Source organism: Haliea atlantica (genome assembly GCF_054779855.1).
In genome coordinates this window covers 155,074-168,247 of the sequence record NZ_BAAGXL010000007.1, presented here as the reverse complement: position 1 = coordinate 168,247, position 13,174 = coordinate 155,074, and the positions used below count along the sequence as shown (strand labels likewise).

The 13,174-nt window shown below is 64.1% G+C and carries 15 protein-coding genes and 1 tRNA gene; 12 read left to right on the top strand and 4 right to left on the bottom strand.

Annotation, left to right across the window (positions count from 1 at the left end; translation table 11 throughout):
* Window positions 1–18: 18 nt before the first annotated feature.
* Window positions 19–1,455 (bottom strand): oligosaccharide flippase family protein, encoded by a 1,437-nt coding sequence (locus tag ACYVGS_RS08710; protein WP_460588286.1) that lies wholly within the window; start codon window positions 1,453–1,455, stop codon window positions 19–21.
* 24 nt (window positions 1,456–1,479) lie between these two features.
* On the bottom strand, window positions 1,480–1,791 hold the full coding sequence (locus ACYVGS_RS08705; protein ID WP_460588285.1) for a YhbY family RNA-binding protein: 312 nt from the start codon (window positions 1,789–1,791) through the stop codon (window positions 1,480–1,482).
* Between the two features lie 112 nt (window positions 1,792–1,903).
* On the opposite strand from ACYVGS_RS08705, the gene rlmE reads away from it, so the two are divergent.
* The 7 genes from rlmE (at window position 1,904) to ACYVGS_RS08670 (ending at window position 8,275) form a co-directional block, all read left to right on the top strand.
* Entirely contained in the window at window positions 1,904–2,545 is a 642-nt protein-coding gene (rlmE, locus tag ACYVGS_RS08700) for an RlmE family RNA methyltransferase (RefSeq protein WP_460588284.1), read from the top strand.
* A 192-nt stretch (window positions 2,546–2,737) separates the two neighbouring features.
* Window positions 2,738–4,669: an ATP-dependent zinc metalloprotease FtsH gene (gene ftsH, locus ACYVGS_RS08695; protein WP_460588283.1), complete on the top strand. Its 1,932-nt coding sequence runs from the start codon at window positions 2,738–2,740 to the stop codon at window positions 4,667–4,669.
* A gap of 10 nt (window positions 4,670–4,679) precedes the next feature.
* Window positions 4,680–5,552: a dihydropteroate synthase gene (folP, locus tag ACYVGS_RS08690; RefSeq protein ID WP_460588282.1), complete on the top strand. Its 873-nt coding sequence runs from the start codon at window positions 4,680–4,682 to the stop codon at window positions 5,550–5,552.
* Window positions 5,549–6,901 (top strand): phosphoglucosamine mutase, encoded by a 1,353-nt coding sequence (gene glmM, locus ACYVGS_RS08685; protein WP_460588281.1) that lies wholly within the window; start codon window positions 5,549–5,551, stop codon window positions 6,899–6,901. Before folP ends, glmM begins: the two co-directional genes overlap by 4 nt.
* A gap of 106 nt (window positions 6,902–7,007) precedes the next feature.
* Complete coding sequence (gene tpiA / locus ACYVGS_RS08680) at window positions 7,008–7,760, top strand: triose-phosphate isomerase family protein (protein ID WP_460588280.1); 753 nt, start codon at window positions 7,008–7,010, stop codon at window positions 7,758–7,760.
* A gap of 40 nt (window positions 7,761–7,800) precedes the next feature.
* Entirely contained in the window at window positions 7,801–8,178 is a 378-nt protein-coding gene (secG, locus tag ACYVGS_RS08675; protein ID WP_460588279.1) for a preprotein translocase subunit SecG, read from the top strand.
* Window positions 8,179–8,189: 11 nt separating this feature from the next.
* Window positions 8,190–8,275, top strand: a tRNA-Leu gene (locus tag ACYVGS_RS08670).
* A 58-nt stretch (window positions 8,276–8,333) separates the two neighbouring features.
* On the opposite strand, the gene ACYVGS_RS08665 is transcribed toward ACYVGS_RS08670, so the two are convergent.
* Window positions 8,334–8,681 carry a type 1 pili tip component gene (locus tag ACYVGS_RS08665; RefSeq protein ID WP_460588278.1) on the bottom strand — a complete coding sequence of 116 codons (348 nt, stop codon included), beginning with the start codon at window positions 8,679–8,681 and terminating at the stop codon, window positions 8,334–8,336.
* A gap of 180 nt (window positions 8,682–8,861) precedes the next feature.
* Here ACYVGS_RS08665 and ACYVGS_RS08660 point away from each other — a divergent pair, with 180 nt between their 5' ends.
* The 4 genes from ACYVGS_RS08660 to ACYVGS_RS08645 are packed head-to-tail and all read left to right on the top strand — an operon-like array spanning window position 8,862 to window position 10,982.
* Window positions 8,862–9,188: an MGMT family protein gene (locus ACYVGS_RS08660; RefSeq protein ID WP_460588277.1), complete on the top strand. Its 327-nt coding sequence runs from the start codon at window positions 8,862–8,864 to the stop codon at window positions 9,186–9,188.
* 16 nt (window positions 9,189–9,204) lie between these two features.
* Window positions 9,205–9,651: a DUF2721 domain-containing protein gene (locus tag ACYVGS_RS08655; protein ID WP_460588276.1), complete on the top strand. Its 447-nt coding sequence runs from the start codon at window positions 9,205–9,207 to the stop codon at window positions 9,649–9,651.
* A gap of 7 nt (window positions 9,652–9,658) precedes the next feature.
* A complete protein-coding gene (locus tag ACYVGS_RS08650) occupies window positions 9,659–10,105 on the top strand; it encodes a nuclear transport factor 2 family protein (RefSeq protein WP_460588275.1) in 447 nt (148 codons plus the stop codon).
* Window positions 10,106–10,139: 34 nt separating this feature from the next.
* Window positions 10,140–10,982 carry a TauD/TfdA dioxygenase family protein gene (locus ACYVGS_RS08645; RefSeq protein ID WP_460588274.1) on the top strand — a complete coding sequence of 281 codons (843 nt, stop codon included), beginning with the start codon at window positions 10,140–10,142 and terminating at the stop codon, window positions 10,980–10,982.
* A 7-nt stretch (window positions 10,983–10,989) separates the two neighbouring features.
* Here ACYVGS_RS08645 and ACYVGS_RS08640 read toward each other — a convergent pair whose 3' ends face one another.
* Complete coding sequence (locus ACYVGS_RS08640) at window positions 10,990–11,868, bottom strand: sugar phosphate isomerase/epimerase family protein (RefSeq protein ID WP_460588273.1); 879 nt, start codon at window positions 11,866–11,868, stop codon at window positions 10,990–10,992.
* Between the two features lie 164 nt (window positions 11,869–12,032).
* Between ACYVGS_RS08640 and ACYVGS_RS08635 the strand changes: the two genes are divergently transcribed.
* Window positions 12,033–13,157 carry a helix-turn-helix transcriptional regulator gene (locus ACYVGS_RS08635; protein ID WP_460588272.1) on the top strand — a complete coding sequence of 375 codons (1,125 nt, stop codon included), beginning with the start codon at window positions 12,033–12,035 and terminating at the stop codon, window positions 13,155–13,157.
* Window positions 13,158–13,174: the final 17 nt, after the last annotated feature.

The following is a 13,174-nucleotide window of genomic DNA, read 5'->3' as shown; positions in this document are numbered from 1 at the left end:
TCATCCCGCCTTGCCCGGTCACGGCACCGCAGCCGCCTGTCGTCGCCACTGGCACAGCGTTGCCAGTAGCAACAGACCGATCGAGCTCCAGGTGGCAGCGACGGGTGGCACGCCGGGCCAGAAGCCCAGCCCCAAGGACAGGCTGGCAGCACAGATCAGCAGGCTGCGGCCCAGGGTGCCTGGCAACAGACTGACGCCGATCCGTGACAGCGCCCACAGCATGATCCCGACACTGGTGCTGTAGGCCAGTCCGAGACTGGCAAACAGGATGTCCAGGGAAACGCGTCCCGAGAGTGTACAGATTACCAGCGCGAGGGCGAGCGCCAATGCGCCCAGGATCAGGGATAGCAGGAAAGTCCGGTACAGTCCGCGACCAATGAGTAACAGACGCAGTGTCTGGATCAGGCATAGCGGGATCAGGATCCAGGAAAAGCGTGCCAGCAACAGGCCTGCCGGCTCAAAGGGTTCCCCCAGCAGGCCCCTGACCAGCGCCGGGGCGATCACTGTACCCAACAGGTAGCCGGCGCTTCCCAGGTAGAGGGTCAGGTACCAGCTGTGGGTGGCGAACCCCCGCTGGCGATGGGTGATGTCCGAACCTGGGCGGGTGAGGAAGGGCAGAGCCGCATTGGTAATCATGCGCAGGGCCTGCCCGAGCATCAGTACGACCTGGATCACGAAGGCCGCTTCGCCAAGGGCCGGGCCTTCGCCGAGCAGGTGGCGAACCGCGACCAGCATGCCCGGGCCCATCCAGGCCAGCAGGGCCGAAGCCGATGCCAGCAGGGCACCTCCAATCAGAAATTCCCGGGCGACCTCGGGCTGAAATCGCGGGCGCAGGGCTCCCAGCTTCCCGCGGTAGGTGAGCCAGGCGATGGCGAGGCCGAGCCACCAGCAGGCAGTCTGAGCGAGGGCGATGACAGGCAGCTCCTGACCGCTCCAGGCCAGACCGAGCACCAGTGCGACCTCCAGCAGGGAAATTGGCACACTGGTGTAGAGCACCAGCTCGCTGCGCTCGTGGCTGGTGAAAAGGGCCTGGAACCAGGCTGTCAGGCTGCGCAGCAAAACCCCCTGGGCATAGATCACGATCAGCCACTGCAGACGGGCGTCTGGCTCGAGGAAGCGAGCGCACAGCAGCACCAGCAGCGTACCCGCGCCCCCGAGGAGAATGCGCAATGACAGACCGGTGTCCAGCAGGGCCTGCCGCTGCCAGCTATCAACGCGCTGCCAGCGGCTGAGCAGCCACTCGTGGGTGCCCCAGCCGGCCACGGACAGGACGATCAGGTACCAGGTCTGGGCATAGTTGTAGTGGCCGTAGGCCTCGACGCCGAGCAGGCGCGCGAACACGACGACGTAGACTACCCGCAGGAGCAGATACCAGGCCTGCGCCAGGCCCTGGAGCGAGGTGTTGTGCAGGGCCCGTCGGGCGTGTCGAGAGCGTGCTGAGGGGGTGGGCGCCACGCGTCGCGTCAGAGAATCCGGTGGCTACAGGGGCCGGATCAGGTTGGATTTGTGTGGGGAGGGTTTCTTGGCCCGCCGCAGCAACAACACAATATTGCCGATGCTCTGGATCAGCTCCGCACCGGTGCGCTCTCCCAGCTCCTGGGTGACAGCATGCCGGGTGACCCGGTCGCCGACCGACAGACGCACCTTGATCAATTCGTGGTCATCCAGGGCGCGCTCGACTTCCGCCAGGACGCTGTCCGATAGCCCCTTTCCCGCTACCGTGACCACTGGCTTGAGCTTGTGGCCGAGGCTTCTCAAATGCTTGATCTCGGACTGGCGTTGGTGGCTCATGGGCGTTCCGGGGTATAATGATGGGAGGTTGGCGGGCCGCCAGTCTACACAATGTGGGGCTGGCCGGGTAGCCTGCCTCTCTCCTCTCGTCCCCCCGCAGATTCGGTGATACATGCCCAAAAAGCGCTCCTCCAGCAAGGCCTGGCTCAAGGAACACCGCGAAGATCCCTATGTACAGCGTGCCCAGAAAGAGGGCTACCGGTCCCGGGCCTGCTACAAGCTGCTGGAAATCCAGGAAAAGGACCGCCTGTTCCGGCCCGCCATGACGGTGCTGGACCTGGGGGCCGCCCCCGGCGGCTGGTCCCAGGTGGCGGTCGACCTGGTGGGGCACAAGGGGCGGGTCGTGGCCTCGGACATTCTGCCGATGGATCAACTTGCCGGGGTGGACTTCATCCAGGGCGACTTCACCGAAGAGGCGGTTTTCGAGCAGTTGCTCGGCGCCCTGGACGGTCAGCCGGTTGACCTGGTGCTTTCGGACATGGCGCCGAACATGAGCGGAGTGAACGCTGTCGACCAGCCGCGGTCTATGTATCTGGTGGAGTTGGCGCTGGACATGGCGTTGCGTGTCCTGGCGCCGGGCGGGGCTTTTGTGACCAAGGTATTTCAGGGCGAGGGCTTTGACGACTGGTTCCGGGAGGTGCGCGACAGTTTCGAGCGCGTTGCCACCCGCAAGCCGCGGGCCTCCAGGCCCCGTTCCCGCGAGGTCTACGTGGTCGCGCGCGGCCTGCGCCCGGGGGCGCGGCGCGCGGGCTGAGATTGCCAAACCGACAGGGCGGGCGCTGCGTACCTTGAAACATGGAGTGGGGCCCCAATCTACAGTAGAGTGGCGGCATGTCTGCGCGGCCTCGCGCCACCCGGGCCCCGCAAGGGGCTATAATGCAGGAAACACAGGAGCACACGGCTGTTAAGGCCACCGCGACACGGTGAGGACGCAGCATTGAACGATATGGCAAAGAATTTACTGTTATGGCTGGTGATTGCGGCGGTCCTGCTGTCCGTTTTCAACAACTTCAACATGCAGAGTCCGACCGAGCAGGTGGGCTACTCCGAATTCATCGAGGAGATTCAGCGCGACCAGATCCGCAAGGTGGTGGTCGACGGGCTGACCATCAACGGTGAGCGGGTCGACGGCTCCCGCTTCGAGACCATCCGCCCCATGGTGGAGGACCCGAAGCTGATTGACGACCTGCTCTCCCACGATGTCGAGGTGGTGGGGCGCAAGCCGGAGCAACAGAGCGTCTGGACCCAGCTGCTGATCGCCAGTTTCCCGATCCTGATCATCATCGCGGTGTTCATGTTCTTCATGCGCCAGATGCAGGGCGGTGCCGGTGGGCGCGGTGGCCCGATGGCCTTTGGCAAGAGCAAGGCCCGACTGCTGGGTGAAGACCAGATCACCACCACCTTCGCCGATGTGGCCGGGGTGGATGAGGCCAAGGAGGACGTCCAGGAGCTGGTGGAGTTCCTGCGCGACCCGAGCCGCTTTCAGAAACTCGGCGGGCGGATTCCCCGCGGTGTGTTGATGGTGGGCCAGCCCGGCACCGGCAAGACCTTGCTGGCCAAGGCAATCGCGGGTGAGGCCAAGGTGCCCTTCTTCTCGATTTCCGGGTCCGACTTTGTCGAGATGTTCGTGGGTGTGGGCGCGTCCCGGGTGCGGGACATGTTCGACCAGGCCAAGAAGCAGGCCCCCTGCATCATTTTCATCGACGAAATTGACGCGGTCGGACGCCATCGTGGCGCCGGCCTCGGGGGCGGCCACGACGAGCGCGAACAGACCCTCAACCAGCTGCTGGTGGAAATGGACGGCTTCGAGGTCAACGATGGCGTGATCGTGATCGCGGCCACCAACCGCCCGGATGTACTCGACCCGGCGCTGCTGCGCCCGGGCCGCTTTGACCGCCAGGTGGTGGTAGGGTTGCCCGATATCCGCGGCCGCGAGCAGATCCTCAAGGTGCACATGCGCAAGGTGCCCCTGGGCGAGGACGTCAACCCGACCAATATCGCCCGCGGTACGCCGGGCTTCTCCGGTGCCGACCTGGCCAATCTGGTCAACGAGGCCGCCCTGTTCGCGGCCCGGGCCAACGTGCGCACGGTGGGCATGACCCAGTTCGAACTGGCCAAGGACAAGATCATGATGGGCGCCGAACGCCGTTCCATGGTCATGTCGGAAAAGGAAAAGCGCAACACGGCCTACCACGAGGCGGGGCACGCCATTGTCGGGCGCCTGGTTCCCGAGCACGACCCGGTGTACAAGGTCAGCATCATCCCCCGCGGGCGCGCCCTCGGCGTGACCATGTTCCTACCCGAGGAGGACCGCTACAGCCACAGCCGGCGACACATCATCAGCCAGATCTGCAGCCTGTTCGGGGGCCGCATTGCCGAAGAAATGACCCTGGGCAAGGATGGCGTGACCACTGGCGCCTCCAACGACATTCAGCGCGCCACCGATATCGCGCGCAAGATGGTGACCAAGTGGGGGCTTTCCGAGAAGCTCGGGCCCTTGATGTACGATGACGCCGAAGAGGAGGTCTTCCTCGGCCGTTCCGCCGGGCATCAGAGCAAGCCGCTCTCCGCCGAGACCGCGCGCATGATCGACGAGGAGGTGCGCAGTATCATCGACGAGTGCTATGCCACCGCCAAGCGCCTGCTGGAAGAGAACATCGACAAGCTGCACGCGATGGCCGAGGCCCTGATGCTCTACGAGACCATCGATTCCGACCAGATCGATGACATCATGTCCGGCCGCAAGCCCCGGGAGCCCGGGGACTGGGGCGGCAATGCCGGTGGCAAGCGCGCCGGTGCGGCAAGCGTCGACCAGGACGGGGTGGAAAAGGACGACGGCGGCGCCAGCCCGATTGGCGGCCCTGCCAGCGAGCATTGACCGCCCGATCATGACCCGACCTTCCCAACGCCCGGCACTGCAGTGTGCCGGGCGTCTGCTCGATTTGTCCCGGCCCCGTATCATGGGGATCATCAACACCACGCCGGATTCCTTCTCCGACGGGGGCTCGTTGTATCGTGACAGCGCCCTGGACCTGGAGCGCGCCATGGCGCGTGCGCGGGCCCAGGTGGACGCCGGGGCCGACATTCTCGATATCGGTGGTGAGTCGACCCGCCCCGGTGCCTCTCCCGTGTCCAGCCAGGAAGAGATCGACCGTGTCCTGCCATTGCTCGAGCGCATCGTCGCCGAGCTGGATGTGGTGGTCTCGGTGGATACCAGCAATCCCGAGTTGATGCGTGAAGCGGCGGCGCGCGGTGCCGGCATGATCAATGATGTGCGTGCACTGGAGCGCGACGGCGCTCTGGCGGTGGCGGCCGAATCCGGGCTCGCCGTCTGCATCATGCACCGTCAGGGCGAGCCCGCGACCATGCAGGCCGCACCCCGCTACGACGACGTGGTGGCAGACGTCTGTGATTATCTGCGGCAACGTGCCGAGGACTGTGTGGCGGGCGGCGTGGCCAGGGAGCTGCTGGTGCTGGACCCCGGCTTCGGTTTCGGCAAGACTCTGCAACACAATTTTGCCTTGCTTGCGGGGCTCGAGCGCTTGTCGAGCCTGGGTTTGCCCGTGCTGGCAGGACTGTCCCGCAAATCCATGATCGACAAGGTGCTTGGCCGACCGGTGGACCGCCGCCTGGCGGGCAGCCTGGCGCTGGCCCTGTTCGCGGCACAGGGCGGGGCGCATATACTGCGCGTTCACGATGTGGCCGAGACACACGATGCGCTGGCCATGCTTCACGCCAAGGAACACTGGGAGACCCTGTGACACGACGCTATTTCGGCACCGACGGCATTCGCGGCTCGGTGGGTACCCATCCGATCACCCCGGATTTCATGCTCAAGCTGGGTTGGGCCTGTGGCCGGGTGTTTGCCCGACAGCCCGAGGTGGGTGGGCGCCCCACGGTGATCATCGGCAAGGATACCCGGGTCTCCGGCTACATGTTCGAGTCGGCGCTGGAGGCTGGGCTGGTGGCGGCCGGTGTCAACGTCAAGCTCCTGGGACCTATGCCGACCCCCGCCGTGGCCTTGATGACGCGTACCCAGAATGCCGTGGCGGGTATCGTGATCAGTGCCTCCCACAATCCCTACCAGGACAATGGGATCAAGTTCTTCTCGGCCCAGGGCACCAAGCTTCCCGACGCCATGGAGCAGGCGATCGAGGCGGAGCTGGAGAAGCCGCTCGTGGTGGTGCCATCGGACCGTATCGGCAAGGTCACCCGCGTCGCCGACGCCGCCGGACGCTATATCGAGTTCTGCAAGGCGACCGTTCCAGAGCATTTCAGCCTGCGCGGACTGAAAATTGCCGTCGATTGCGCCCACGGGGCGACCTACCACATCGCCCCGAATGTGCTCTCCGAGCTGGGTGCCGAGGTGGTGAGTCTGGGTGTGCAGCCCGATGGCTTCAATATCAACGCCGGTGTCGGCTCCACGGATACATCGGCGTTGTCCGGGCTGGTCCGGGAGAGCGGGGCAGTGCTGGGTATTGCCTACGATGGCGACGGTGACCGGGTGCTGTTTGTCGACCGTGACGGCAGCCTGGTAGACGGCGACGAACTGCTCTATATCATCGCCAGCCACCGCCTGCACCGCGGCGAAGCGGACGCGGGCGTCGTGGGTACCCTGATGTCCAATCTCGGTCTCGAGCTGGCAATCGAGTCCCTCGGCCTCGAGTTTGTCCGCGCCCGGGTGGGCGATCGCTATGTCAAGGAAATGATGGAGCTGCAGGGTTGGACCCTGGGCGCCGAGTCCTCGGGGCATATCATCTGTGCCGATCTGACCACGACCGGCGACGGCATCGTCGCTTCCCTTCAGGTCCTGCTGGCCATCCAGGACAGTGGCCGCAGCCTGGGCGAGCTGCGCGCGGGTATGCGCAAGTGTCCGCAGACCATGATCAATGTACCCGTGGCCGGCAAGGTCGAACTGCAGGGGCATGCTGGCATTGCTTCGGCGGTGCGGGAAACCGAGGCCCAGCTGGGCGATCGCGGCCGCGTGTTGCTCCGCCCGTCGGGCACGGAGCCCCTGGTGCGGGTGATGGTCGAGGGCGAGGATGCCGGGCAGGTGTCGAGTCTGTGCGCGGCACTGGCCGAGCGGGTGGAGGCGGCACTGGCCTCCTGAGACCGGCGGTGCCCTGGCCTGGAGTGACTACCCGCGATGTCGGCGAGCTTGTCTCCGGGGGGCGGGTTGGGTAACATTGCCGGCCGCTTGAGAGACGGGGATATGCATGCGCCGACCGTTGGTCATGGGCAACTGGAAAATGCACGGCACCACGGCCAGCGTGAGCGAGTTGCTCGACGGGCTTTCGCGCCTGGATGCGCCGGGTACCGAGGTGGCGGTATGCCCCAGCTATGTGCATATCCCGCAGGCTTTGGCAGCCTGTCATGGCACGGGTATCAGTGTCGGTGCGCAGGACTGCAGTCACGCGCGGGAAGGCGCCTACACGGGTGAGATCTCGGCGAGCATGCTGGCAGACCTGGGTTGCCAGTGGGTCATACTCGGTCACTCCGAGCGCCGGCAGTACCACGACGAGTCCGATGCACTGATTGCCGCCAAGCTTGCTGCCGCCCTGGACGCGGGCCTGTCGCCGGTCCTGTGTGTTGGCGAGACTCGCGATGAGCGGGAGGCCGGTGACGCAGAATCCGTCGTCGCGGCGCAGTTGCGGGGTGCCCTGGAAGGGCAGAAATCCCTGGCCCAGGTGACGATAGCCTACGAGCCGGTTTGGGCCATTGGCACCGGCCTGACAGCGTCACCGGCGCAGGCACAAGCCATGCATGCCTTTTTGCGGCAGGCATTGGCGGGGCTGGCAGGCGAGGCGCTTGCCGCCCAGGCGCGACTGCTCTACGGTGGCAGCGTCAAACCCGACAATGCTGCCGAGCTGTTTGAACAGCCGGACATTGACGGCGCCCTGGTGGGTGGCGCTTCGCTGAAAGCGGGCGACTTCCGGCAGATTATTCAGGCGGCCGGCCCAAGGGGCTGATCGCCACCAACGCAGACGCGACCCCGGGTGGGGAAGGACTATGGAACAGATTATTCTGGTTGTACATTTGCTGATTGCCCTGGCCATTATCGGCCTGATCATGTTGCAGCAGGGCAAGGGTGCCGACATGGGCGCTTCCTTTGGTGCGGGTGCCTCGCAGACCCTGCTCGGCAGTGCCGGCACCAACAATGTTCTGACCAAGGCAACTGCCTGGCTGGTGCTGCTGTTTTTTGTCAGCAGCTTTGGGCTGGCGATGATCGCCACCGACAAGAGCGCGCCGGTGGACGACCTCGGCCTGGTGATTCCCCAGAACGAAGCGCGTGAAGTTCCGCAAGAGACTCTGGATTCTGATGTCCCGGTAGTGGATAATGCGGCTCCCGCGGCATCCGCTCCTGAAGGGGATGTTCCGGAACTGTAAAACACCCTTTTGCCGAAGTGGTGGAATTGGTAGACACGCTATCTTGAGGGGGTAGTGAGCATAGCTCGTGCGGGTTCAAGTCCCGCCTTCGGCACCATCATTCAGTAGGCTCTCTCCAGCCCCCGGAGGGAGCGATACGCCCCCGGAGGCGCAGTTCAAGTCTCGTCGCCGACCGCTTTACCTGCCTTGATCCGTTCGCGATGCTCTCGCACCAGTTGCAGGAATCGCGGCGTCAACCCGACATCCTCGAAAATCGGGTCACCCATGTCGTCCCGGGCAATCACCGTATCCCCCTCCTCGTAGGGGAGCAGTGAAATGACGTCGTCGAGTGCCGCGGCCAGCAGCTCGGTGATCAGCTGCTCACGGTTGCGCCGGGGGAAAAGCTCCACCAGTGCCTCGATCTTGGCGGCCTCCTCCAGTGGCAGACTGACCGTGTAGTGCTGTACCGGTTGCTCGCCGAGCGCATCTTTTTGCCAGGCCTCTGCCAATTCGCCGATTTTCATGCGCGACCTCCTGTTGTCCTGCTGATACGGCACGCCGGGCGGGAAATGAGGCCATCTGCCGGCCAGGATTTCCCGGTGGCTTGGATTCAGTCTAGCAGTCCTGGCGGGGCGATTGTCACGTCGCCGGATTTTTCTCCGCGGGTGCTTCCCGATACGCCGATGCCGGGCTATGGTGAGCCGATGCATGACACGGCAACCTTGAATGAACGGATCTGGCTCGCGGTGGCTGCCATTCCGCCGGGGCGGGTCAGTACCTACGGGCACGTGGCGGCGGCGGCCGGTCTGCCCCGCGGTGCGCGTCGCGTGGGGCGCGCGCTGGGGGCGCTACCGGCGGGGAGTGCGATACCCTGGCACCGTGTGATCAACGCCCGCGGTGAATTGTCCCTGAGCGGGCGGGCGGGCCAGGAGCAGCGGCGACGTCTGCTGGCGGAGGACGTGCAAGTGACGGATGACGGTCGTATAGTCCGTGCAGTGTGGCGGACCACGCTGTATACCTTTGACGACTGACACGGAATTTCGAGCCTTGGAAGAATCCATCAATGCCCTGGCGGGGATCATCCAGATTGCGGTGGCGCCGGTATTTCTGCTGGCGGGTATCGCCGGCTTTCTCAATGTGATGTCGGGCCGCCTGGGGCGCATTGTCGATCGGGCCCGGGTGGTGGAGCGTCGGGTCAGTGGTCTGACCGACGAGGCACGCCTGGCCCTGGCCAGCCGGGAATTGCGCACCCTGTGGCGTCGGGTCAAGGTCATCAATTGGTCGATTGGCCTCTGCACCGCGTCGGCGCTCATGGTCTGCGTGGTGGTGGTCAGCCTGTTCGTCGGGGATTTCTGGTCCCTGCACATCGGCACGTTTGTGGTGGTGACCTTCGTGCTGGCGATGATGCTGCTGATCGCCGCGCTCATTCTGTTCATTCGCGAGGTACAACTGGCCACCCGAGTGCTGGTGGTCGGCCTGGAATTCATGGAGTAGGACCCGCATGACCGAACTGGAAAGACTCTCCATCATCGACGCCATCCGGCAGCTCAAGGCGCGCTATTTCCGCACCCTGGACAGCAAGGACTGGGCGGCCTATGAGCAGGTGTTCACCCCGGACCTGGTGGCCGACATGCGCGACGCCAACGGCCAGCGGGACGAGAGTCAGCTGACCCGTGGCGCGGCGACCTATGTGGCCAACCTCGCTCCCCTATTACAGGATGTCATTACCGTCCATCACGGGCATTCTCCCGAGATCGAGGTCATCTCAGACAGCGAGGCGACCGGTATCTGGGCGATGGAAGACAAGTTGTGGCCGGGCGAGGCCTCGCCGCTGCCGTTCGCTCACCTGCACGGTTACGGCCACTATCACGAGCGCTATGTTCTGTGGGAAGGCGCGTGGCGAATCAGCGAGATTCGCCTGACGCGTTTGCAGGTGGAAATTAATTGATGGTCGGAGTGGAATTTATGGAGCAGGAACTGGAATGGCATTGGAGATAGAAGATCTACATCCCTTTGGCGTCGCAATACATGGCTACCATCCCGGTGGTCCCGACAGTCAACTGGAGCGGGTGGCCGAGTTGTTTGCGCTCCACAGTCTGGTGGTGCTGCAGTGCACGCCCATGGGCGGCGAGGAACACCTGCGTCTTGTGTCCCGCCTGTCGCCGGTCATTGAGGAGTTCGCGGGCACGGGTGGCGTCACCTGGGTGGAAAACAAGCCCGACGGCGAGCCGGTGGACTTCGCCCGCGGGCCGCTGCTGTACCACTTCGATCTGGCTTTCAAGGATGACTGGCCGATTCATGTGCAGTCACTGTATGGCGAAGTGATTGCCACCAGTGGCGGCGCCACCCAGTTCGTTCATGGTGCGGATGCGGCCGACCGCTTGCCTGCAGATTTGCGGGAAGCCCTGCAGACGGCGCGAGTGCTGAATGTTTTTGATCCCTATGGTCCGACGACGGATGTTTATCGCAGTAACACTGTCGGCCCCTGGGCCGAGAGGGCGATTCACGATGCCTTGCGCCCGCACCCGTTCACCGACCGGCAGGTAATCAGCATCAACTTGCAGCAGAGCGACCGGGTGATTGGCATGCCCGCTGATCAGAGTGCCGAGTTACTGGAAAGAACCTTTGCCCATCTTTACCAGGAAGCAGCGACCTATGTGCATCACTGGCAACCCGATGACCTGGTGATCTGGGACAATCGGGTCGTACAGCACTGTCGGGGTGACTTCGACCCCCGTGATCACCGGCGTCTGCGCCGTGTCATTGCTGGTGATGCCGATACGGTGGTACCCATGTTTCGCCGCTGGACCGAACAATTGCTATAGATTCCGCCTACTGCGTGGGCGCACCGGATTCCAAAGCGGTCGCAGTAGTGTCATGGCTGATGCGCGCGGCGGTTTCCGGGTCGAGCGCGCGGAATCGGTCAGAGAGAATCTCGATCCCTATGGGTCCCTGGTAGCCTGCTCCCACGAGGGCGCGAACGAAGCGGGCGACATGGAACTCACCCTCGCCACAGGGCAGACGGCCGTTCAGGGTGTCCTGAAACAGGTCGGCCCCCGGCGCGCGCTGCGCGTCGTTGACCTCCACGGCCAGTACGGATCCGGCACTGCGCGTTGCCATCGCCGGGAAATCCTCAATCCCCGAACGCACCACGTGCCAGATGTCCAGCAGCAGGCCTCCATTCCTGGCGCCCACCGCTTCGACCACTTTCAGGTTGTCTTCCAGCGTCGGCAGGGCTGACATCGGCATCATCTCCATGGCAATGCCCAGGTCGACACGGGCAGCCTCCTCACACAGTGCCCCGAAAGCATCCACCAGCGCGGCATGACCGAAGGCGTTGCCGGGCATGGGCGGAATAACCTTCAGGTGTCTTGCGCCCAGGCCTGCGGCGGCTCGCAGAAACAGCGCCCGGCGCGCATCGGACTGCTGTCTGGCGTCTCCCTCGCAGAACCAGTCGCTGAGAAATTCCAGCTCTATGATGTCCAAGCCCTGTTCGGACAGCTCCTGCTTCAGGGTGGTGAAGCCTCCGGTCTGCTTCTCCCAGGCCATCAGGTCCTCATACCAGAGTCCGATGCCCTGGTAGCCTGCCTTGGCGGCTGCGTGCAGGCGCCGCTTCATTGAGTAGGGGCTGGTGGCCGGAACGTCCGTGGGTAGGACATTGCCGGCGATGGTCCAGCAGGTGGCCAGGAGTGGCAGGGGCGGGTGTGGCATGGGCTCTCCATCGACGGGCACAATTCATGTGGTAGAGATAATAGCAGGCACTTTGTTCAGTCGTGCCGAACGTGCTGTTCACACACGACGACTTCTGGTTTGGTCCCCTATGCTCTATGTTGCGTCAGTATTGGTTAGCCAACCACACAGCAGGGCGATGGTCCATGGATATACTTCCCAGTCAGCAGGAAACCAGCGACATGGTTGGTCTGGTATATCAGGGCCTGCTCGAACCGGTGCCCTGGAGCAGTATCCTGCGCTGGCTCAATACCAACTTCAACGCCAGCTGGGCGGTGCTGGTTCTGCGTCCCGCGTCTCCGGAGCGACCGTCCCTGATCCTGCAGGCACACTACCAGGAGGTGGCGGTCTCCTCGGCGGACTATACGCTCTACGATGTCTACTCCAACGACCCCTTTGCCGGTCTGCCGCGGGACCGGATCATTACCCCCGAGGAGTTTTTGGGCAGCAAACAGTGGTACGGCAGCGATTTCTTTCTGAACTATCTGCAGGCTCACGATATCGCGCATGAAATCGGTGCGGACTTTCGCACCGACGATCATGCGGATTGTCGCTTCCGAATGTGCAAGCCGGCCGAGGCGGGCGCATTCACGGAACAGGAGAAACAGCTCTGTGAATTGCTCCTGCCGCATTTCCGGCGGGCAGTCTATTTGTATTCGCGAATGTTCAAGGCGGATGTGGAGAAGAAACTGTTTCAGTCCACCTTTGATCGCATGCGCATCGCCACGATCATTCTCGACGAGGGTGGTCGGGTGCTTACAACCAACGGTCTTGCCGACCGCATGCTTGCCGGCCGCGCGACGCTCGCGGTGGACAGACAGGGCCTGCACTGTCGTGACCGTATTTCGGAGGCGCGATTGCAGGAGGCGATCGGCCAGGCGCTTTCGGGCCCCGATGCGCCACAGATCACTGCACTGAGTATTCCCGGTGGCGCCGAGGGAGAGCTCAAGGTGCTGGTAAAGCGCATTCCCCGCGCGCCGCAGGTGGGCGGTAACCAGCGACCCGCCGCTGCCGTCTTCGTCCACGACCCCGCCCTGCGTTCCGCACCCCGGGCTGATATTCTGCGCGCGCTTTTTCATCTGACCCCCGCCGAGACGGCGCTGGCCCAACTCCTCGCCGAGGGGCTTACCCTGGACGAGGCGGGGGCGGAACTGGGCATTACCCGCAACACCGCCAAGTCGCGCTTGCGCGCCGTCTTCGAGAAAACCGGCACCCAGCGCCAGGCATCGCTGGTGCGCGTGTTGCTGGATGTGATCGTCACCCTGCACTGAAACCTGCCCGTCGGTTT